General features: G+C 72.3%; 20 protein-coding genes. 8 read left to right on the top strand and 12 right to left on the bottom strand.

The genetic code is table 11. The annotated features are described in order from the left end of the window. Positions 1–6 precede the first annotated feature (6 nt). From ABZ810_RS00920 to ABZ810_RS00955, 8 genes are read right to left on the bottom strand one after another with little or no spacing between them, the layout of a single operon-like run. Complete coding sequence (locus ABZ810_RS00920; RefSeq protein ID WP_358397524.1) at positions 7–1,320, bottom strand: MCE family protein; 1,314 nt, start codon at positions 1,318–1,320, stop codon at positions 7–9. Beyond that, positions 1,317–2,384, bottom strand: a complete 1,068-nt coding sequence (locus ABZ810_RS00925) for an MlaD family protein (protein WP_358397527.1) — start codon at positions 2,382–2,384, stop codon at positions 1,317–1,319. Before ABZ810_RS00925 ends, ABZ810_RS00920 begins: the two co-directional genes overlap by 4 nt. Next, positions 2,384–3,442: an MCE family protein gene (locus tag ABZ810_RS00930; protein ID WP_358397530.1), complete on the bottom strand. Its 1,059-nt coding sequence runs from the start codon at positions 3,440–3,442 to the stop codon at positions 2,384–2,386. Before ABZ810_RS00930 ends, ABZ810_RS00925 begins: the two co-directional genes overlap by 1 nt. Next, positions 3,439–4,494 carry an MlaD family protein gene (locus tag ABZ810_RS00935; RefSeq protein WP_358397532.1) on the bottom strand — a complete coding sequence of 352 codons (1,056 nt, stop codon included), beginning with the start codon at positions 4,492–4,494 and terminating at the stop codon, positions 3,439–3,441. Before ABZ810_RS00935 ends, ABZ810_RS00930 begins: the two co-directional genes overlap by 4 nt. Continuing rightward, entirely contained in the window at positions 4,494–5,549 is a 1,056-nt protein-coding gene (locus ABZ810_RS00940; RefSeq protein WP_358397535.1) for an MCE family protein, read from the bottom strand. The genes ABZ810_RS00935 and ABZ810_RS00940 overlap by 1 nt, the downstream gene beginning before the upstream one ends. Before the next feature lie 46 nt (positions 5,550–5,595). Continuing rightward, positions 5,596–6,624: an MCE family protein gene (locus ABZ810_RS00945; RefSeq protein WP_358397537.1), complete on the bottom strand. Its 1,029-nt coding sequence runs from the start codon at positions 6,622–6,624 to the stop codon at positions 5,596–5,598. Further along, positions 6,621–7,487, bottom strand: a complete 867-nt coding sequence (locus ABZ810_RS00950; protein WP_358397540.1) for an ABC transporter permease — start codon at positions 7,485–7,487, stop codon at positions 6,621–6,623. The genes ABZ810_RS00945 and ABZ810_RS00950 overlap by 4 nt, the downstream gene beginning before the upstream one ends. Further along, a complete protein-coding gene (locus ABZ810_RS00955) occupies positions 7,487–8,272 on the bottom strand; it encodes an ABC transporter permease (RefSeq protein ID WP_358397543.1) in 786 nt (261 codons plus the stop codon). Before ABZ810_RS00955 ends, ABZ810_RS00950 begins: the two co-directional genes overlap by 1 nt. Before the next feature lie 168 nt (positions 8,273–8,440). Between ABZ810_RS00955 and ABZ810_RS00960 the strand changes: the two genes are divergently transcribed. Continuing rightward, on the top strand, positions 8,441–9,343 hold the full coding sequence (locus ABZ810_RS00960) for a hypothetical protein (RefSeq protein ID WP_358397546.1): 903 nt from the start codon (positions 8,441–8,443) through the stop codon (positions 9,341–9,343). Between the two features lie 10 nt (positions 9,344–9,353). Here ABZ810_RS00960 and ABZ810_RS00965 read toward each other — a convergent pair whose 3' ends face one another. Both ABZ810_RS00965 and ABZ810_RS00970 read right to left on the bottom strand, forming a co-directional pair. Next, positions 9,354–10,193, bottom strand: coding sequence for a hypothetical protein (locus tag ABZ810_RS00965; RefSeq protein WP_358397548.1), 840 nt, complete (start codon positions 10,191–10,193; stop codon positions 9,354–9,356). Positions 10,194–10,276: 83 nt separating this feature from the next. Then, on the bottom strand, positions 10,277–11,092 hold the full coding sequence (locus ABZ810_RS00970) for a hypothetical protein (RefSeq protein WP_358397550.1): 816 nt from the start codon (positions 11,090–11,092) through the stop codon (positions 10,277–10,279). 538 nt (positions 11,093–11,630) lie between these two features. Between ABZ810_RS00970 and ABZ810_RS00975 the strand changes: the two genes are divergently transcribed. Next, positions 11,631–12,404: a hypothetical protein gene (locus ABZ810_RS00975; RefSeq protein WP_358397552.1), complete on the top strand. Its 774-nt coding sequence runs from the start codon at positions 11,631–11,633 to the stop codon at positions 12,402–12,404. A 35-nt stretch (positions 12,405–12,439) separates the two neighbouring features. Continuing rightward, a complete protein-coding gene (locus tag ABZ810_RS00980) occupies positions 12,440–13,003 on the top strand; it encodes a hypothetical protein (protein WP_358397554.1) in 564 nt (187 codons plus the stop codon). A gap of 3 nt (positions 13,004–13,006) precedes the next feature. On the opposite strand, the gene ABZ810_RS00985 is transcribed toward ABZ810_RS00980, so the two are convergent. After that, the gene (locus ABZ810_RS00985; RefSeq protein WP_358397557.1) at positions 13,007–13,696 is read right to left on the bottom strand and encodes a DsbA family oxidoreductase; all 690 of its coding nucleotides are present in this window, start codon (positions 13,694–13,696) and stop codon (positions 13,007–13,009) included. A 38-nt stretch (positions 13,697–13,734) separates the two neighbouring features. Next, positions 13,735–14,232 (bottom strand): MarR family transcriptional regulator, encoded by a 498-nt coding sequence (locus ABZ810_RS00990; RefSeq protein ID WP_358397559.1) that lies wholly within the window; start codon positions 14,230–14,232, stop codon positions 13,735–13,737. A gap of 106 nt (positions 14,233–14,338) precedes the next feature. On the opposite strand from ABZ810_RS00990, the gene ABZ810_RS00995 reads away from it, so the two are divergent. The 5 genes from ABZ810_RS00995 (at position 14,339) to ABZ810_RS01015 (ending at position 19,857) form a co-directional block, all read left to right on the top strand. After that, the gene (locus ABZ810_RS00995) at positions 14,339–15,238 is read left to right on the top strand and encodes an EamA family transporter (protein ID WP_358397561.1); all 900 of its coding nucleotides are present in this window, start codon (positions 14,339–14,341) and stop codon (positions 15,236–15,238) included. Positions 15,239–15,240: 2 nt separating this feature from the next. Beyond that, a complete protein-coding gene (locus ABZ810_RS01000; RefSeq protein WP_358397562.1) occupies positions 15,241–16,434 on the top strand; it encodes an MFS transporter in 1,194 nt (397 codons plus the stop codon). A gap of 105 nt (positions 16,435–16,539) precedes the next feature. Beyond that, a complete protein-coding gene (locus ABZ810_RS01005) occupies positions 16,540–17,049 on the top strand; it encodes a hypothetical protein (protein WP_358397563.1) in 510 nt (169 codons plus the stop codon). Positions 17,050–17,142: 93 nt separating this feature from the next. Further along, positions 17,143–19,314: an endolytic transglycosylase MltG gene (locus ABZ810_RS01010; protein ID WP_358397565.1), complete on the top strand. Its 2,172-nt coding sequence runs from the start codon at positions 17,143–17,145 to the stop codon at positions 19,312–19,314. A 75-nt stretch (positions 19,315–19,389) separates the two neighbouring features. Next, complete coding sequence (locus ABZ810_RS01015; protein WP_358397567.1) at positions 19,390–19,857, top strand: DUF5666 domain-containing protein; 468 nt, start codon at positions 19,390–19,392, stop codon at positions 19,855–19,857. The last annotated feature ends 58 nt before the right edge of the window (positions 19,858–19,915 follow it).

Raw genomic sequence — 19,915 nt, forward strand, 5'->3', positions numbered from 1 at the left:
CCAGGTTCATCGGGAGAGGCGCCGGCGAAGGACGCGCAGGGTGTTGAGGCAGACGGCGACCACGACGAACCCGGCGAGCACCGGAGGCAGCAGCGGCAGCCACCGGGACGGCGCGAACGGACGTTCCGCCTCCGGCGTGGGCGAGGCGGAGTCGTTCCCGGCCGCCTGGCCGAGCGGCCGGGTCTCGCCGTGGGCCGACGTCCCCGGTCGCGGCGTCGCGGTGCCCGCGTTCGGCTTCGCGGGCGCCGATGCGGCGGTCTTCACGGGGCCCCGGGCGTCGCACAGGGTCAGGGAAGGGCTGACGGGCTTGGGCACCGGGCTGGTGTACTCGATCGGCGCCCGGGCCGGGCCGGCGATGGAGATGACCGGCGTGACGCGCAGGTAGCTGCCACTGGCGTCGCGGGCGGTGATGTCGGCGACCAGGGCCTGAAGGGTGGGGACGAGCCGCAGAACGTGGGTGATCTTGGCTCGGTTGGCGGGGGTCAGCAGCGGCGCCGTGGGGGTCGCGGCGGCCGACAGCAGGCAGTCCAGGCCGGGACGGGCCGTCTGGAGGAGCCGGTCGAGATCGCTCAGCGCGCCGGGGCCGTGGTCGAGGAGGGAGTCGAGGTCGTTCCTCGACCGCCGGAGCGAGGCGCTGAAGACCGCCAGGTCGTTGATGCCGGACGCGATCTGGTGGCGGTGGTCGGTGAGGGTGGCGGTGAGCCGGGTGAGCTGCTCGGCGAGCGCGTCGAGGTTCTCGGCGTCGGCGGCCAGCGTGCGGGTGAGCCGGCCGGTGTCGGCGATCATGTCGTTCAGCGCGGGGCCGCGGCCCTCCAGCCCGGTGGCCAGCTCGTGCACCACGGTCGCGCCGTCGCGGGGGTCGACGGCCTCCAGCGTCCGGCTCAGCCCCTCGAACAGCCGCTTGTAGTCGGTGGTCCCCGCCGTCCGGGACAGCGGGATGTGGTCGCCGGCGCGGAGCGTCCGGCCCGCTCCGCCGCGGGTGGTGGCGGCGGTCAGGTCGATGTACGGCTCGCCGATCGCGGACTTGCGCAGCACGCGGGCGCCCACGTCGGCCGGTACGCGTACGTCGCGGTCCATGTCGAGGCTCACGGCGACGTGGTCGCCGCTCAGCCGGACCGAGCTCACCTGGCCGACCCGCACGCCGAGATGGGTGACCTCCAGGCCGCCGTACAGGCCGGGCGAGGACGCGAAGTCCGCGGTCACCGGGAACGGCCGTTCCAGCGCCTCGACCCTGACGATGCTGCGGACCGCCCACACCGCGAGCACGATGCCCAGCAGCGCGAAGAAGACGAGGTTGACGACGATGCGCGGTTGTCTCATGGCCGGGGCCTCAGCAGTCCGTCCAGGGTCCGGGGATCCAGTCCAGGTCCGGGCGCAGCCGACCGCGGCGCCCGCCCCGGCCCGTCGGCCGCCGTGCCGTTCGCCGTCGTGGTGGTGGCGGCTCCGGGTTGCGGCAGGAAGCCCTTGATCCACATGAACAGCAGCGCCTGCCCGCTGTGGGAGACCGACGGGCCCCGCAGGAACGTCAGGACGGACGAGGCCAGCACCTTCAGGTCGTCCCTGCCGCGCAGCGCCGCGGCCAGCAGGCCGTCGGCCCGCTGGAGCAGCGCCGCGAGGCGGGCGGCGTGCCGCTGGTGCACCTTGGCGTTGACCGAACGTGCCAGCCGCAGCAGCGCCTGGATGGAGCGCTTGAGCTCGGCGCGGTCCTGCTGGAGCCGTCCGGTGGCCAGCGCGACGTTGCCGGGCAGCCGGTCGATCTGGGCGCTGCCGGCGCGCAGCGAGACACCGAGCCGGCCCAGCGAGTCCAGGGCGCGGCCGAGGTCGTCGCTGGCCGCCGCGTACTCGTCGGCGACGTCGGCGGTCCGCGCGATGAGCGTGTTGAGCCTGCGCCCCTTGCCGCCCACGGCGGTCGCGGACTCGCCGGTGATGGTGGCCAGGTCCTGCCCGCCGAGCGCGGCCAGCAGCGGCCCCACCTTCTCGCTGATCTGCTCGAGGTCGGGCTGGGTGCCGGTGCGGTCGATGGTGGCCCCGGCGGCGAGGAACGGGCCGGTGTCGAGGCCGCGGCCGCGCGGCGGGTCGAGCCGGACGTAGTTCTCGCCGAGCAGCGACGACCGGGCGATCGTGGCGGTGGTGCCGGACGGGATCCGCCGGCCCTTCTGGAGCGACATCGTCACGCTCGCCCGGTAACCGGCCAGGCGGATGCCGGTCACCGTGCCCACCCGGATGTCGGCGACCTGGACGCTGTGGCCGACGACGAGGCTGTGGACGTCGTCGAACGTGGCCTTCAGCGTCGTGCCGCCGCCGGGGGCGCCGACGGTCTGGAGCGAGCACCCGCTCACGGTGAGGAGGGCCGCCATCGTGCAGGCGACGGTCGTCGGCTTCATCAGGGCGCCTTCCTCTTGGGCTTGCCGGGTGCGCCGGACGGCGGCCCGCAGTCGCCGAGCGCGGTGTTGTCCGGGAGGCAGGGCACGGAGCCCCAGCCCATCGCGGTGAAGAGCGGCTGCAGCCAGGCGCGCAGGGAGCCCTGGACGGCGATCCGGATCGTCGCGACGTGGTTGCCGCGGTCCCAGGCCTGGACGGCGACGTCGGCGAACCGGCCGAGGGAGTCGATGGCCTGGTTGAGCGCCGAGGCGTTGCCCTTGAGGCTCAGCACGATGTTGGACAGGTCGGCGACGGTGCTCGGCAGCGTCTCCCGGTAGGCGGTGATGAGCACGTCGCTCTTGCGGATCGCCTCGGCCAGGCCCGCGATGAAGTCGCGGAGCCTGGTGCGCTCGTCGGCCAGCGTGCCGCTGGTGGTGGAGAACGACCGCAGCAGCGTGGACAGCTGCCGGTCGCGGCCGTTGAGGTCGGCCGCCAGCGAGCGGAGGCCGTGCGCCAGCGACACGATCTTCTTGTCCTGGGCGGCGAGGGTCCGAGTGAGCGTCGAGGTGTCGTGCAGCGCCCGGTTGATCTCGTCGCCGTTGCCGCGGAGCGACCCGGCGGCGCGGTGCAGGCCGGGGCCGAGCGCGTCGACGTCGACGGACCGGTTGAGCTTGGCGAACGTGTCGAGGGCCTCGTCGATCTCGACGGGCAGTTCGGTGCGTTCCTGCGGGATGATCGCGCCGGGGGCCGCCTTCGGCATGCCGGGCTTCCACACGGGGTGCAGCTGGACGTACCGTTCGCCGAGCGTGTCGGCCGAGGTGATCGCGGCGCGCGCGTTCGCCGGGACCGGGATCGCGCGCCGGACGGCCAGGTCGACGCGGACGCGGGTGCCCTCGTCCTTGACGGCGGTGATCGACCCGGCGTCCGCGCCCATGACCTTGACCCGCGACTCCCGGTACAACGACGGCGCCTTGGCGAAGTACACCGTCATCCGGTACGTGTCCTCGGGGCGGACGACCGTGCAGCCGCCGAGCCCCATCACCAGAGCGAGGCCGGCGGCGATCGTCGGCGGGGTTCTCACGGTCGCGCTCCTTGCTGCACCGGCGTCCGGGCGGTTCGCGGGGCGTTGCGGGCCAGTTCGGCCAGGTCCTTGGGGGACAGCGGGCCCAGGCCGGTGGCGACGACCTCGAGCCAGGGCCCGTATCCGCCGGTGCCCGCCAGGCCCGACAGGGTGGGGCCGGCCCAGGCCAGCAGGGTGTTGAACTCGCCGGTGACCGGCCGCAGCGCGCTCAGCGTGCCGCGCAGGTCGGCGACGACCGACAGGAGCTTGGCCTGCTGCCGGTCGATGAGCCCGCTGATGCTCGCGACCGTCCGGTCGCTCCCGCCGAGGAAGTCCGCCAGCTCGTCGCGCCGTTTCTGCAGCTCGTCGAGCATGATCTGGATGTTGGTCAGCAGCCGGGACAGCTCGCGGTCCTTGCCGCGGGCCAGGGTCAGCACCTTGTCGCCGCCGTCCAGCAGCTCGCGGATCTGCGGGTCGGCGTCGTCGATGGTCTCGGCGAGCGCGGCGAGGTTGGACAACGACCGGCCGAGCCGGCCGCGGTCCTTCTCGCCGACTCCCTCCAGCTCGGCGATGATCTTGTTGATGGAGCGGGTGTCGAGCCGGGAGACCGTGCGGGTGGTGGTGCCGAGCGCGTCGTTGACGGTGGTGGGCACCTTCGTCCGGTCCGGTGGCAGTCGCCGGCGGTCGTCGGGGAGGTCGGCCAGGTGAGGCCTGGTGACGGCGCCGGAGAGCCGCAGGTGCCGCCCGCCCAGGACGTTCGACACCTTGATCTCCGCGCGGGTGTTCTGGCCCAGCGCGACCTCGGAGTCGACCTTCCAGGTGACCACCACCTCGCCGCGCCCGTGGTCGGGACGCACCGAGACGACCTCGCCGACGCGGACCCCGGCCATCCGGACCTCGTCGCCCGAGCGGAGCCCGCCGGTCTCGGCGAAGACGCCGGTGACGGTGTAGCGGTCCTGGAGCAGGCCCCGGGTGCCGATCAGGTACACCGACAACACCAGCGCGGCGAGGGTGCCGGCCGAGACGAGGCCGACGACGACCCGGTCGCGGTCACGGAACGACTTCAGGGCCATCAGTTCTCCCCCACCATGAGTTTCCGCAGGGCTTCGGGCGAGTTGACGCCGGCGGCGTTCTCCCGCGGCCCGGGCAGCCGGGTCGGGTACGGGCACGGCGGCGCGGCGAGCGTGAGGCAGGGCACGGCGCTCTCCAGGTAGCGGCCGTTGTCGACGGCGGCGAAGATGCGCCGCAGCTTGGGCGACGCCGAGCCGAGCACGTCCAGCACCGTGCCCCGGTTGCGGTCGACACCGGCCGAGAAGGCCGCCAGTCGCTCCACGACCTGCCCGAGCTCGCGGCTGTTGGCGGCCAGGACCTTGTCGGAGGTGCCGGCCAGTGCGGCGAGCTGCACGAGCGTCTGGTCGATGAGCCGGCGGTTGCCGGCGAACGCGTCGCTGAGGCTGACCAGGTCGTCCACCGCCGTGCGGATCTGCCGGTCGCGGCGGGCGATGACGCCGGTGATCGTGGCGTAGTCGTCCAGCATCCGCCGCAACGTCACGCGCCGCGCCGCGATGGTGGACGACAGCCGGTCGATGTCGCCGACGAGCCGGTCGATGTCGCCGGCGTTGCCGTCCAGCGCCTGCGCCAGCGACACCAGGACCGCGTTGACCTGCCGGGGGTCCAGGCTCCGGCTGAGCGGCACCAGCTGGTCCAGCAGCGCGCCGCCGTCGACGACCGAGCGGGTCCTGCTGATGTGCGCGCCGGGCCGCATCTTCGCGGCGCTCGTGCCGGGGATCAGGTAAACCACCCGGCGGCCCATGGCGTCCCGCCAGCGCACGGCCGCCTCGCTGTCGGCGGGCAGGGTGACCGACTCGCTGACGGTGAGCCGCACCCGTGCGCGGCCGTCGACGACCTTCACCTCGTCGACCCGGCCCGCCGGCGCTCCGGCGATCTTGACCTGGTCGCCCTCGACGAGCCCGCTGACGTCGTCGAACGTGGCGGTCAGCCGCCATCCGCCCCCGACGTTCACCCGCGCGATCTGCAGGCCGATGAGCATCGTCAGCAGCCCGGTCACCGTCACGAACGCCGCCAGCCGGACGAGCAGCCCGGCCCGGGCACGTCCCCGGGCGGACATCCGGGGTGTCCCGGTCCGCGTGCCGGATATGCCGCGCCCCGGCATGTCACCGCCCTCCCGAGGTCGTCGGGTAGGAGCCGCACAGGCCGAGGACGAGCGCGCACGGATCGGTGGGCAGGAAGCCCTGGGCGCGCATGTAGTTCTTGCCCCCAGGCCCGGGCAGCGAGGTGACGGCGCCGTACAGGGGCAGCAGCTTGTTGGCGGTGCGCACGGCGTCGCCGGTCAGCCCGAGCTGGGCGTAGATGATGGCGGCGGTGCGCTCGGACGACCGGAACGCCTGGGCCAGCTGCCCGCCGCGCTTGTCGAAGCCGTGGCCGATCAGCATCGACACGTCCGACAGCCCGTTGGCGAATCCGGCGAGCCTGCCGCGCCCGCCGGCGGCCGTCCCGATCAGGGCGTTGAGGTCGCCGGTGATCGAGACCACCTCGTCGCCCGAGCCGGCCACCGCGCCGGTCAGGTCGGCGCCGTCGGCCAGGAACCGGCGGGCGTTGGCGCGGTTGTCGTACGCGACGTTCAGCAGCACCCCGCTCTGGTCGATGGTGGCCCGCAGCCGGACGCCCTGCCCGTCGAGCCCCTCGGCGAGCGTGTGCACGATGGTGAACACCTCCTTGGGGTCGACCGCGCCGAGCCGTGAGTCGGCCGTGACGAGCAGGTCGGAGAGATCGCGTGGATCGGAGGTGCGGGTGATGCGCGCCCCCGAGGCGAGGTAGGGGCCGGACGCGGCGTGGGCGCCCGGTTTCAGCTCGACGTACTTGGGGCCGAACGCCGACGCCGGCTCGATGGAGGCGGTGACGGTGTCGGGGACGCGCGTCCCCTCGTCGAGCCGCAGCTCGAGCAGGGCCCGTCCGGCGCCGGTCAGCGTCACGCGGCTGACGGACCCGACCGTCACCCCGTGGACCTTCACCTGCGTGCCGGTGCCCAGTCCCTGCCCGGCCCGGCCGAACTCCGCGGTCAGCAGGCCGCCCTCGCCCTCGAACGGGCGGGCCGTCACGACGTACGCCAGGACGGCCGCCGCCGACACCGTCGCCGCGGTGATCAGCAGCCGGCGCCACAGGGGGATCTCTTCGTTGATCATCCGGTCAACCTCACGGTGGCGCCCTGGCCCCAGAAGACGTACGACAGCAGCAGGTTCAAGGTGACGATCACGATGATCGACAGCCGGATCGCGCGTCCGGCGGCGTGGCCGACCCCGGCGGGGCCGCCGGAGGCGTAGTAGCCGTAGAAGCAGTGAATGGTGATCACCGCGAACGCGAACACCGCGACCTTGACGCAGCTGTAGACCAGGTCGATGGTCGGCAGGTACAGGCGGAAGTAGTAGTCGTAGACGCCCGGTGCCAGGTCGAAGAAGCTGGTGCTGATCCACCGGGTGGCGAAGAAGCTGGCGAAGAGCGCGATCAGGTAGAGCGGGACCAGCGCGATCAGGGCGGCGACCACCCGGGTGCACACCAGGTAGGCGAACGACCCGATGCCCATGACCTCCAGCGCGTCGATCTCCTCGGAGATGCGCATCGCGCCGAGCTCGGCGGTGAAGGCGGACCCGCACTGCGCGGCCAGCGCGACGGCGGCGATGACCGGCGTGATCTCGCGGACGTTGGCGAACGACCCCACCAGGCCCATGAACGACTGGGCGCCGATCGACTGGAGCCCCGTGTAGCCCTGGAGCCCGATCTCGGTCCCGACGAAGAACGCCATCGTGAAGATCACGAAGATCATGCCGCCGCCGACCACGGTGGCCCCGACCCCCACGACGATGTCGCTGACGTGCTGCGCGATCGTCTTGGTGTACTTGCGGCGCAGGAGCAGGTCCCGGACCGTGCAGACGACGATGCGGTAGACGAACACCGGCCACTGCGCGAGGTCGCCCGACCGCCGCAGCGCGGACGTCCCCGCCCGGGCCGCGCGCGGCCCGAGGCGTTGTGCCGGAAGCAGGCCGGCCATCAGACCCTCGGCGGGAACGCGACGAAGTACACCGTCGTGATCACGTAGTTGAGGGCGAACACCAGCATGAACGACACGACGATCGCCCGGTTGACCGCGCGGCCGACGCCCACCGGGCTCGCCGCGCAGGTCATGCCCATGTGGCAGGCCACGATCGCCGAGATGACGCCGAACAGCCAGGCCTTCAGCAACGTCACCACCAGGTCGGAGTTGCGCAGCAGCGAGACCGCCCCGTCGAAGTAGGCGCCCGGGGTGACGTCCTGGAGCAGCACGTTGAACACGAAGCCGCCGATCGCCCCGGCGATGATGACCAGCGAGGCCAGCAGGGTCGAGATCAGGCTGGCCGCCCACAAGCGCGGCGTGACCAGCCGGTGCACCGGGTTGACCGCCATCGACTCCATGGCCGACAGCTCGTCCCGGATGCGCCGGGCGCCCATGTCGGCGGTCATCGCCGAACCTCCGGCGCCGGCGATGATCAGGGCCGCCGCGATGGGCGCCACCTCGCGGACGAGCCCGACGACCACGGCCCCGCCGGTGGCGGACTGCGCGCCGAGCTGCGCCGCGAGCTGGCCCACCTGCAAGGCGACCGTCGCGCCGAGCGGCAGCGCCACCAGGATCACCGGGATGCTGGTCACCCGGGCCAGGAACCACGCCTGCTCGACGAACTCCCACCACCAGGTCCTGACGTCCCAGGTGCGGCGTACCGCCTCCAGGGCGATGACGAACAGATCGCCGACCTCGCCGAGCACCCCGTGCACACGGGTCGGCACCTGAACGAGGGCCACCACCCACCTCCTTGGTCGCGCCGTGCGGCAGGGGACACCCTAGAGGCCTTATTGGCGTCCTGCCAATAGCTATTGGCTTATAGCCAATAAGCGTCTACAGTCCGTTCCGAGCGCGAGATGCGGTCCCACCCCAGCGATGTGCCGCACGAACGACGGCCGAGGTGTCAGATGATCTATTGGCCGGCCCATGTCCTGGCCTTCGCGGCCAGCGGCCTCTACTTCCTCGGGTTCGCCGCCTTCAAGACCGCCGCCGCGAGGATGCCGCCGCTCGACGGCACCCGGCCGTTCCACCTGGCCGTCGCCATCCTCACCAGCCTCCGCTGGTGGTGCGGTGCCACGGTGATGCTGGCCGGAGTGATCTTCCAGTTCGGCGCGTTCGACCGGAGCGGCCGCGCGACGGTCGTGCCCGCCCTGCTGGCGGGCCTGATCGTCCTTCTCGTCGTGGCGGGGCAGGGCTTCCGCGAGCACGTCACCGCCCGCGAGTGGCTGGCGTTCGCCCTCATGCTCGGCGCCGGCATGGCCGTCGCCCGCGCGACCGGCGGAGGGTGGCAACCGCCACCGTCCAACGGCCTCCTCGTCCTGGCGGTCGCGTCGTTCGTCATCCCGGTGGCGCTGTTCGCGCTCGGCGACCAGCGCCCCGCCGGAGCGCACGCCAGGCGCCTGAACGGGATCGCCTACGGCATGTGCGCGGGCATCCTCATCGGTTTCGGCGAGCTGTCGCTGACCCTCATGGCCCGGCACGGCCTGGACCGGCAGCTCCTGACGTCCACGGTCCACCCGTACCTGTTCGTCACGGCCGTCGGCATCGGCGTCCTCCAGCTGCAGATCGCCCTGCAACGTTGCCGCATGGTCGTCGTGCTCTTCGTCGCCACCGTCGTCGCCAAGATCTACGTGCTGCTGGCGGGCGCGCCGCTGACCGGTTTCCCGACGATGTCGTCCCGCGCCCACCTCGTCGCCGGCCTGGCACTGCTGGTCATCGCCTTCGCCCTCGTCCCCCGCTTCGAGGCCGAGCCCGCCGGGCGGCGTCCGCCGGAACCGGCGCGCTCACGTCAGCGCGCGATGGGCCGGTAGCCCGCGGCGGTCACTGGACGTGGAAGGACATGGCGTGATCGGGGTCCGCGGAGCATAGATGGAACGAGCCGTGGCTGTGCCGGCCGATGCCGAGCCCGGTGGGCTCCCGCGCCTCCTTCTCGAACCGGTAGAGCAGCGCCGCGTCCTCGATCGGGCGCCAGCGCGGGTCGCCGCCCTCGTGGTCGGACTCGCCGCCCCACTCCGTGCTGTCCAGCTGGAGGAACGGGTGCGAGCGCGCCCCGCACTCCGGGCAGGTGGGCGGGACGTTCATGTCCGTGACCTCCCAGGACATGCCGCCGCCCACCTTGCAGCCGGACGCGATCGACAGGCCGTACTGGTAGGCGGGGTAGCCCTTCTCCCACGCCCGGATCGCGTTCCGTATCTTCCGCGGGAGATCCTCCTCCCAGGGGTACTCGGTGACGGGCTCGGGATCGAGGACGCACGGGAACGGCACCATCTCGTCTTCGGCCCGGTGGCACTTGGGCGGATCGAAGAGGACGTCGGTCACGTCCGCCGTACGCCGCCACCGCGTGTGCATCTCCGCCTGGAAGTGGGCCTCGTGCGCCGGGCACCACAGGAACTGCACGAGGTCGTAGTCCGCCGGGAACGGGTAACCCAGCAGATCCGAGACGAAGAGCTGGGCGACCGGCGTCATTGCCACGTCATGACCCTGGAGGCACCGGGGCCAGGGGTCGGCCGACGGCCAGAGGAGGGGCCCGCCGATATGGCTGTCGGCCATCTTGGGCGTGCCGCGCCGCGGGTGGAGCCGGATGGCGGTGCGCGCGTACGCGGCGAGGCCCGGGATCGCCGCGGTGATGTCCACGACCGGCGGCCGGGTGGTGTGTGGCATAAGGCATTTTTGCGTCCGCCACTGACCCAGGACCAGAGAATCGCATCAGCCGACACTGGCCGAGTTTGGTGCGTCCCTGACTATCAGCCGGGGCCGTGTCCCAGGTACCGCCGGTGCGACGTGCGGATCGCCGAAGCAGGAGGCGCGCTGAGGCGCGGCGGTGCCGGAAGCGTGCGCGTCACCGGCGGCAGCCAGAGGCGCGCGGAGCCGTGGTACTCCTTCACGTCGAGCGTGATGGGCAGGTACGAGTCCGGGTCGATGAGCCCGGGGCCTTCGGTGACCAGCTCGGTGTAGAGCCGTTCGGCCGTGATGAGCCCTAGGTCGGCGTTCTGGTCGGCCAGGACGGCCTTGTACTGGGGGGCGTCGAGCAGCCTGAAGAGCTCGGTGGCCGGGCGGCCCATGACCCCGTCGGCGTCGGCCCAGACGAATCCGGCGGTGACGGCGGCACGGATCCGCAGGTGCGCGGCCGGGGCGGCGCGCCTGTTGTGCAGGCGGAGCTGGGTCTGGAGGGAGAGGGGGAACGGGCCGAGCAGGAGCTCGATGCTCACGCCCGGAGGGAGGACGACGAAGACCGCGTCCCCCCGATCCTCCTTCCGGCAGATTCCCAGCGGGACGCCGACGCCCATCAGGGACCCGACGAGGAGGGTGTTGAGGCCCGCGCGCAGGTCCGCGTGCATGCCGCCGGGCCTGCGTCCGAACTCCACGATGTCGATGGCCAGCAGCCCGCAGTACAGCGCGGTGCTCAGCCCGTCGTGCAGGTGGGGGAGATGGCCGGCCGCCGCTCCGGGGAGGGAGGGAGGCTCGGGGACCTGCGGGTGATCGTGCATGACGTCCTCGTCGGTGAGCGCGCCGACCAGGTGGTCGGCCCGGAGCTGATGGGGCGTTTCGTGCGCCTCCACGCTCTCCTTCCGGACCCGCCTCGCGCAGGATCGGCACCGAAGAACAACAGAACGCGACACTTCGGGCGTCCGGGAACGTTCGCGCCTCGCCGGTCCCGGCAGCTGTGTTCGGATTGTCCCTATTTATCGGGAAAGGACGTTCGGCTGCCGTACGCCAGAGCACTCTCTTGTGCGGATGTCCATGTCATATGACACAGAACGGAATTCCTCTCGGGTGGTTCGGCGATAGAACTGTCGTCCTTCGTCGCGTTCGACCGTTCCAGATGGCGATCTTGCGGCGCTTCTGCCGGAGCGGGCAGGGATAGCGAATGCGCAGGTCAGAGACCCCTTTGGCGGGTTCTGTCTTGCGCTGGTGTGTGTTCGTTTTTGTCTGGCAGGTGGTTTATCCAGTGAAAGGTCCGGCATGTGAGGTTCGAGTCGGCGATGATGTTCTCGGCCCCCTGACAGCACGTCGGCGGGGCCTCTTTGGGTTCGACTTCCCCGGACGAGCCCGAGCTCTTCCCCAGCCCTAGCAAGAATGATCACAGGGGGTCTCGTTATGTCGGCGTTCTTCAGGCCCCTGTTTCGCTGGTCGCGCAAGCACGAGCCGGTGCCCGTCGAGGTCGGCGCCGCCGATCTGGAACGTTTTCTCACGCTCAGCCGCCCCGCGGACCCGGTCGGGCAGCTCCGCCTGCTGTTGCTGGTGGTCTTCCTGAACGTCTCGCGGCTGTCACGGGAGGAGATCACCGAGCTCGCGCGGCGCCGCTGGGACCTGCACCAGGACAAGACCGCCGAGCTGCTGCGCGGGAACGTCGAGTTCGGGTTCCGCTGGTACTCCCTCCACGGCGTCCTCCGGGACTGCGGCGTTCCCCAGGTCTACATCGACACGGCGTACGAGCTGTTCCACGAGTTCTCGCGCCGTGACATCGCCCCGCCCCAGCCCAGCGCGGCTCCGGAGCCCGCGGAGACCGAACCCGCGGACGTGGTGGTGGAGGAGGAGGCCGCGAACCCCGTCGAGGAGCCGGTCGAGGACCATGCCGGTCCGATGCCGGGGTCCAGGCCCGACCCGAAGAGCGCGCACACCAAGGACGAACTGCTGGCGCTGCTGGCGGCGTTCCGCGTCTGGAACGGGCGGGTCAGCTTCCGCAAGATGGAGAAGGTGATCGGGAAGCGCTACGTGCACTCGACGCTGGCGGCCGTGCCCCATCGCGAGCACCTGCCCAGCCTGGATCTCGTGCTCGCCTACATCGAGGGGTGCGGTGGCGATGCCGCCGATCTGGAGGCGTGGGAGTCGGCCTGGCGCCGCATCGCCTTGTCCGAGACCGGTGGGTGAGCGGTACGGTCGTGATCTTCGTTCGGAGGGAAGGCATGACGTTTCGGGAGCATGTGGAGCGGGCCGCGAGTGAGGTCCTGGGGGAGTTCCCCGCGGAGGGCGTGTACGCGGTGACGTTCCGGATCGACAGCGTCGACCAGGATCCGCGGTTCCCGTACGTGGCCGTCGGATACGCGGACGAGGGCGTCGCCGCGCGGAACGCGGGACGGGCGAGCGACGCCTGGGAGGCGCGCTGGAGCTACGCCTACTTCGGGCCGGCCGGGCTCGAGGGCGTGAGGATCATCGGTCATGACCCGGAGAACGACCCCGCGGGCGCCGAGCTGCACCGGCGGGAGGCCGAGGAGCAGGGGCTCTGGTACGACGGCGAGGACGAGGACACCGACGAGCGGGACGAGCGCCTCGACGAGTGGTTCCACACGTTGTGCGTCGAGGTGGCGCGGCACCTGCACGCGAGCGGGCGGATCGTGGCGGCGCTGGGCCGGCCGGTGCCGGTGATCCTCTACGACATGTTCGATCCGGACGCGATGTTCGCGCTGACCGGGGCCGCCAACCCGGCGGAGCTGATCACGGAGTTCGCGGCCGGGGACCCGGAGGCCTGACGGTCAGGTCGCGCAGGTGCCGTCCGCGCAGGCCTCGCCGCCGCCGTCGGTGACGACGAGGGGCTTGGAGTCGGCCCACGCCCGGGAGAGGACCTCGGTGAACGCCTGGGCGGGCTGGGCGCCGGAGACGCCGTAGCGGCGGTCGACCACGAAGAACGGCACGCCCGTCGCGCCGAGCCGCTGGGCCTCGCGGTGCTCGGCGGCGACCTCGGCGCCGTACTTTCCGGATTCGAGGACCTCGCGGGCACGGTCGCCGTCGAGGCCGGCCTCCACGGCGAGCTCGACGAGGGAGCCGTGGTCGAAGAGGGAGCGGCGGTCGGTGAAGTGCGCCTTGTAGAGCGTCTCGACGACGGCGTCCTGGACGCCCTCGGCGGCGCCGAGGTGGATGAGCCGGTGGGCGTCGGCGGTGTTGCCGACGACGGTGCCCGACAGGTTGTACTCCAGGCCGTCCTGGGCGGCCCGCGCCGCCATCTCCTCGTTCATCCGGGCGGCGCGCTCGCGGGTCAGCCCGAACTTGGCGGCGAGCATCTCGTCGCGGTCCTCGACGCCGCTCTGGGTGGGGTCGAGCTGGAACGACCGGTGCACCACCTCCACCTGGTCGCGGTGCTCGAACGAGGCGAGCGCCGACTCGAAGCGGCGCTTGCCGATGTAGCACCACGGACACACCAGGTCGGACCAGATCTCCACGCGCATGCCCGGTGCAACATCGGGTGGGGCGGATTGATTTCCGGTCAGGACAGCGACGTGTCGCCGAGGGCTTCGAGCAGGCGGCGGAGCGTGCCCTCCAGGGAGCTGCGCTCCGCCGGGGTGAGGATCTCCAGGAAACGTTCCTCGTTCGCGACGTGGAGGCCGACGATCTCGTCGACGAGGCGCCGGCCCTCGGGGGTGAGCCGGACCCGGATGGAGCGGCGGTCCTCGGGGTCGGGGGCCCGTTCGACCAGGCCCTTGGCGGTCAGGCGGTCGATGCGGTTGGTGGTGGCGCCGGAGGTGACCATGGCCGCCTTGTTGAGGTCGCCGGCCGTGAGGCCGTGCTCGCCACCGGCGCGGCGGAGGGTGGCGAGCATGTCGAACTCCCAGCGCTCCATGCCGTAACGGGCGAAGAAGTCCCGGAGCTCCCGTTCGATCAGCCGGTTCAGCCTGGTGAACCGGCCGATGATGCCCATCGGCCAGGTGTCCAGGTCGGGGCGCTCGCGGGCCCACTGGGCGCGGATCTCGTCGACGGCGTCCATCGGCGTTCCTCTCAACAGAAATAATCTTAACGTTCATCTACTTGACGTTGAGGCAGCGATCATGGTGATATCTCAACGTTGAGATTATCAATGAGGAGTGATCCAGATGGCCAGCATCGCCATGGCGCGTCCCGCGTCCTTCCCGCACCTCCGCGACCTCGCCCTCACCGCCTACGCGCCCGCCACCTGGGGCACCACCTACGTGGTCACGACCACCTTGCTGCCACCCGGCAGACCCCTGCTCGCGGCGACGTTGCGGGCGCTCCCGGCCGGACTGATCCTGCTGGCGGTGACCCGGCGGCTGCCGTTCGGGTCCTGGTGGTGGAAGTCGTCGGTGCTGGCCCTGCTCAACTTCGGCGCCTTCCTCCCGCTGCTGTTCTTCGCCGCCTACCGGCTGCCGGGCGGCGTGGCCGCGACCCTCGGGTCGGTCCAGCCGCTGATCGTCGCGATGTTCTCGCTGGCGATCCTCAACCTGCGGCCCACGCGCGCGGTGCTGCTCTCCGCGCTCGCGGGAACGGGCGGGGTCGCGCTGATGACGCTCACGTCGGCGGCGCGGATCGACCCGCTCGGCGTCGCGGCGATGCTCGTCGCCACCTCGCTGATGGGGCTCGCGGTCGTGCTGGCCAAACGCTGGGGGAGGCCGGACGCGCCGCTGCTGGCGGTGACCGGCTGGCAGCTCACCATCGGCGGGCTGATGATCGCCCCGTTCATGGTCCTGAACGAGGGGCTGCCGGACACCGTCACGGCGGAGAACGTGGCCGGGTTCGTCTACCTCGGGGTCATCGGGACCGCCATCGCCTACGCCCTCTGGAACCGCGGCATCGGCAACCTCACCCCCACGTCGGTCTCCCTGCTCGGCCTGGTCAACCCGCTGGTGGCCACCCTCGCCGGGATCGCGTTCCTCAGCCAGACCCTGACCGGATGGCAGACCCTCGGGCTGGCCGTCGCGCTCGGCGCCCTCGTCGCCGGCCAGGCCGGCGCGCAGCAGAGCCGGAAGGAGAAGTGATCATGACCGAGACGACGACCACCCCCGCCGCGGTGACCGCGGAGGAACGAGTGCCCTTCAGGAGGTGGCTGGCCGTCGCCGCGGTGGCGGTCGGCACCTTCGCGGTGGTGACCGCGGAACAGCTGCCCGTCGGCCTGCTGACCTCGATGGGGTCGGCGATGGGGGTCTCGGAGGGCATGGCCGGGCTGATGGTCACGGTGCCGGGCCTGGTCGCCTCGGCCACCGCGCCGATCCTGCCGGTCGCGATCGGCCGGATGGACCGCCGGATCGTGCTGCTCGGGCTGATCTCCCTGATGGTCGTGGCCAACCTGCTGTCGGTGCTGGCCCCCAACTTCGCGATCCTCCTCGCCTCGCGTTTCCTGGTCGGGATCAGCATCGGCGGGTTCTGGGCGCTGGCCGCCGGGATCGCGGTGCGGATGGTGCCCGACCGGTACGTCCCGAGGGCCACCGCGATCGCGTTCGGCGGCGCCACCGCGGCGAACGTCCTCGGCGTCCCGGCCGGAACGCTCATCGGCGGCCTCACCGACTGGCGCGTCGCGTTCGCCGCGCTGGCCGGGCTGGGCCTGATCGTGGTGGCCGGCCTGGTGACGTTGCTGCCCGCGATGCCCGCGACCGAGCCGGTCCGGCTGCGCGCGCTGCCGCGCCAGTTCCGCGACCCGGTCATCCGGTCCGGCGTCCTGGCCACAGGCCTGCTGGTCGGCGGGCACATGGCCGCGTTCACGTTCGTCAGCCCGATCCTCCAGGAGGTCTCCGGCATCGACGAGGGTCTGATCGGCCCGCTGCTGCTGGCGTTCGGCGTCGCGGGCATCGTCGGCAACGTCGTCGCGGGCACCGCGGCGGGACGCGACGTGCGCCGGGCGCTCATCGCCATCAGCGTCCTGCTGGGCACGATGCTGGCGCTGTTCCCGATCCTCGGGGGGAACGCGGTGAGCGGAGCCGCGGTGCTGATCGTCTGGGGGCTGGCGTTCGGCGGCGCCCCGATGGCGGTGCAGACGTGGATCCTCAAGGCCGCGCCGAAGGAGCAGATGGAGGCCGCGACCGCGCTCAACACCTCGATGTTCAACCTGGCCATCGCGCTGGGAGCGCTGTTCGGCGGGCTGGTGGTCGACCAGGTGGCCCTCCAGGGCGTCCTGTGGGTCGGCGCGGCGCTCGCGCTCCTGACGACGGTGGCGGTCTGGCGGACGCGCCAGATCTGACGAGGCCCCGGACTCGACGGTGAAATGTCCGTTGAGTCCGGGGCTTTGCCGTATACGGTGGACCGAAGTTGATCTCATTGGTACTCGCCGCAGGGGACGAAACGCATGCGGATCAAGGGCAAGGGCGCCCCGGACGCCGACGCGCCCTGGAACGAGGTCGTCCCCGGCCTGTGGATGGGCGGCCACCTGTTCCGCGACGCCGCGGGCGTCCGGACGGCGGCGGTCGTCGCGCGCGAGTTCGACCTGGTGGTGAGCCTCTACCGGCGGGACGGGCACGGTCCCGCGCCCGGCGTCGACCACCACTGCGCCGAGATGCCCGACGGGCCGCTGACGCCCGAACAGATCGCGACGGTCTGCGCCCTGGCCGACGTCGTGACCGCCGCCGTGCACGACCGCCGCCGCGTCCTGGTGCGCTGCCATTCGGGCTACAACCGTTCCGGCCTGGTCGTCGTCCAGACCCTGATCAACCTCGGCCACCGCACCGACGACGCGATCTTCCTCGTCCGCCACCGGCGGTCCCGATGGGCCCTCAACAACCCGCTCTTCGTCGACTACCTGACCCACGGGCTCGACGTCGCGCGCCTCCTCACCGGGCTGGCGGCGCTGGACGGCTGACCCGGGGCCGGCCGTTCGCCCGGCGGCGTACGCGGCACGGTCTTGACCCGGCCTTTTCCGATCTTGGGGAGGCCGCCGGGTACCTCATCCCTTGTGAACGGGACGCGATGGTCGTGGCTCGCGCGGGAGATCGACGCGGGCGAGCCCCAGCTTCTGCGTTCCCGCCTCCGGGCCCTGGCCGAGGCGATCATGTCCGCCGAGGCCGACGAGCTGTGCGGCGCCTCGTTCGGCCGCCGCAGCCCGGACCGCAAGGACCACCGCAACGGCCGCCGCCCGTTCGCCTGGAACACCGGGCTCGGCACCGTCGACGTCCGCGTCCCCAAGCTCCGCAAGGCCGCCTACGACCCGGAGTGGCTGCACACCGGTGAGGAGCACGGCGGGCTGCTGGCCGCCACCGCCGCCGAGTCCCTCCTCACCGTCCCCGACATCCGTGGCCTCGTCGGCCGGCTCGGCTCGCACATCAGGCTCGAAGCCCACCTCACCGCCATCGCCGAGGTCATGGCCGCCGCCGCCGAAGACTTCCACGTCCGCCCCCTCGGCCAGGTGCCGGACGTCTCCCTCCGCCTCTCACCCGGCCCCGAGCCGATCCTCCTCGTCGAGGGGACGACCGGAGAGGGCGATCACCGGATCCTGGGCGCCACCACCGGCGATCACGAGACCCTCCTCCGCTCCCTGGAAGCCCGCGGCCTCACCGGCGTCGAGACCGTCACCGCGGACCCCGCCGACCGTCTCGGCGACCTGGCCCGCACGATCTGGCCCACAGCCGCGTCCCCCGTGTCCGCCACGTCCGCCACGTCCTCCGAGCCTGTCGCGTCCTCCGAGCCTGTCGCGTCCTCCGAGCCTGTCGCGTCCTCCGAGCCTGTCGCGTCCTCCGAGCCTGTCGCGTCCGCCGTCACCGCCACGTCCGTCACCACTGGAGAGTCCGCCATGGCAGGCCTGTACGCCACGTCCGATCGACCCGCCATCGAGCCGGACGTGGCACTTCCCACGATCGAACTCGAGGGCGAGCCGGCCCTTCCCGAGCCCGAAGGCGAGGCGGTCGCGGCGAGGCGACCGCGGCGGAAGATCTGGCGGAGGCTCGGATTCGCGGCCGTCGCGGCGGCGCTGGCGGCGGCGCTCGTGCTGATGCGGCCGGAGAGCGGGCACGCGGTCGTGTTCGGCGGGAGCCTCGCCGTCGCGCTGGCGGCGGTGGCGCTCATGGCCTGGAAACTCGGCGGGGATCAGGCGGCCGCGGACGCGGGCGAGGCGTCGCGGGCACGGGTCCCGGAGACCCCGCCGACACGGCCCGTGGACGACGGGACCGCGCTGGGCGGGCTCGGGGTCACCTGGGCCACCGAGGCGGCGCCGTCCAGGAGGCTGGGAGCCCGGCTGGCACGGCGGGCGCCGCGCAAGGTGCTGGTCGGGGGCGCGGCACTCGCGTGGGTGGCCATGGCCGCCACCGGAGTCAAGATCATGATGACGCCGGCCGACTACGGCGGGCCCGGCGGGCGGGGCACGGTCGTGCAGATCGTGGCGGACGCGTCGTCGCCGCGGATCGGCCAGGCGCTGACGCGGCGGGGCGTGGTGGCCAGCGCCGACGCCTTCCTCGCGGCGCTCGGGCCGCGCGCGCTGAAGCCCGGGTTCTACCGCGTCCGGCAGGGACTTCCCGCCGAGGCCGCCGTCGGGCTGCTGCTGGACCCCGGCAACCGCGTCAAGCCGCGGGTCACCGTGCCGCCGGGGCTGCGGCTGAGCGAGACGCTGGAGTACCTGTCCCGCGAGACCAAGATCCCGCTGTCCGACTTCCGGGACGCCGCCGAGCGGCCCGGCCGGTTGCGGTTGCCGGCCTACGCCAAGGGCAACGCGGAGGGTTTCCTGCATCCGGGCCCGTACGTGCTGGAGCCCGGCGAGACCGCCCAGTCGCTGCTGTCGTCGATGGTGCAGTCGTTCGGCGAGGTGGCCGCCGGGATCGGGCTCGACCGGGCGAAGAAGCCGCGCGACGTGCTGGTGGTGGCCAGCCTCGTCGAGGCCGAGAGCGCGCGGCGCGACGACCGGCGCGGGATCGCGCGGAAGATCTACCAGCGGCTGCGCGAGCACCGGCGGCTCAAGCTCGACAGCACCGTGCTGTACGCGCAGGGGCGCACCGGCGCGCGCGTCACCAAGGCGGACACGCGCGTGGCGTCGCCGTACAACACGCACCGGGTGGCCGGGCTGCCCGCGGGGCCGATCACCAACCCGGGACCGGCGGCGCTCCGGGCGGCACTCCAGGCGGACCGGCGGTCGGACTGATCGTTCACCGTTCTCCCAGGGATTTCCCAGGCAACTTTGGGGCGTTCGACAGCGATGGGCGCTTGGCTGGGTCTCATGCGAATCGACAGGAAGACCGGCGCCGCGGCGATCGGTGTGGCGGGCCTGCTGGGCCTGGGGTTGTACGTGGCCGTGCCCGCTGCCGCCAAGCCCGCGTCCTCGCCCTCCCCCTCGACGAGCGCGTCGCCCAAGGCGAAGGAACGGCACGGCGGGTTCCGCGCCCGGCACGGGATGCGCGGCGGCCATGGGGTCCACGGCACCGCGACGGTCCGGCGCGACGGCAGGTTCGTCCAGGTCACATGGCAGAACGGCCAGGTCACCGCGCGCAGCGGCACGAGCGTGACGGTGCGCAGCGCCGACGGGGCGAGCTGGACGTGGACCACGGACGGCGACACCAAGGTGCGCAAGAAGGGCACCAAGGCCGGCGGCGCCAAGGTCGAGATCGCCAACGGCGACCAGGTGATGGTGTGGGGCCGCCAGGACGGCGCGACCCGTACGGCCAAGATCGTCCGGGTGCGCGCCTGATCCGGCCGGCGGGCTGCAGTAACGTCGAGGTCGACGAAGCGGACGGACCCGGCGAGGA

It is taken from the genome of Spirillospora sp. NPDC047279, assembly GCF_040643285.1.
In the GTDB taxonomy this organism is placed as follows: domain Bacteria; phylum Actinomycetota; class Actinomycetes; order Streptosporangiales; family Streptosporangiaceae; genus Spirillospora.

Coding starts and splice junctions, on each gene's coding strand:
- ABZ810_RS00920 (WP_358397524.1), bottom strand. CDS start 1,320: ATGAGACAACCGCGCATCGTCGTCAACCTCGTCTTCTTCGCGCTGCTG.
- ABZ810_RS00925 (WP_358397527.1), bottom strand. CDS start 2,384: ATGAAGCCGACGACCGTCGCCTGCACGATGGCGGCCCTCCTCACCGTG.
- ABZ810_RS00935 (WP_358397532.1), bottom strand. CDS start 4,494: ATGGCCCTGAAGTCGTTCCGTGACCGCGACCGGGTCGTCGTCGGCCTC.
- ABZ810_RS00940 (WP_358397535.1), bottom strand. CDS start 5,549: ATGTCCGCCCGGGGACGTGCCCGGGCCGGGCTGCTCGTCCGGCTGGCG.
- ABZ810_RS00945 (WP_358397537.1), bottom strand. CDS start 6,624: ATGATCAACGAAGAGATCCCCCTGTGGCGCCGGCTGCTGATCACCGCG.
- ABZ810_RS00950 (WP_358397540.1), bottom strand. CDS start 7,487: ATGGCCGGCCTGCTTCCGGCACAACGCCTCGGGCCGCGCGCGGCCCGG.
- ABZ810_RS00960 (WP_358397546.1), top strand. CDS start 8,441: ATGATCTATTGGCCGGCCCATGTCCTGGCCTTCGCGGCCAGCGGCCTC.
- ABZ810_RS00965 (WP_358397548.1), bottom strand. CDS start 10,193: ATGCCACACACCACCCGGCCGCCGGTCGTGGACATCACCGCGGCGATC.
- ABZ810_RS00975 (WP_358397552.1), top strand. CDS start 11,631: ATGTCGGCGTTCTTCAGGCCCCTGTTTCGCTGGTCGCGCAAGCACGAG.
- ABZ810_RS00980 (WP_358397554.1), top strand. CDS start 12,440: ATGACGTTTCGGGAGCATGTGGAGCGGGCCGCGAGTGAGGTCCTGGGG.
- ABZ810_RS00985 (WP_358397557.1), bottom strand. CDS start 13,696: ATGCGCGTGGAGATCTGGTCCGACCTGGTGTGTCCGTGGTGCTACATC.
- ABZ810_RS00990 (WP_358397559.1), bottom strand. CDS start 14,232: ATGGACGCCGTCGACGAGATCCGCGCCCAGTGGGCCCGCGAGCGCCCC.
- ABZ810_RS00995 (WP_358397561.1), top strand. CDS start 14,339: ATGGCCAGCATCGCCATGGCGCGTCCCGCGTCCTTCCCGCACCTCCGC.
- ABZ810_RS01000 (WP_358397562.1), top strand. CDS start 15,241: ATGACCGAGACGACGACCACCCCCGCCGCGGTGACCGCGGAGGAACGA.
- ABZ810_RS01005 (WP_358397563.1), top strand. CDS start 16,540: ATGCGGATCAAGGGCAAGGGCGCCCCGGACGCCGACGCGCCCTGGAAC.
- ABZ810_RS01015 (WP_358397567.1), top strand. CDS start 19,390: ATGCGAATCGACAGGAAGACCGGCGCCGCGGCGATCGGTGTGGCGGGC.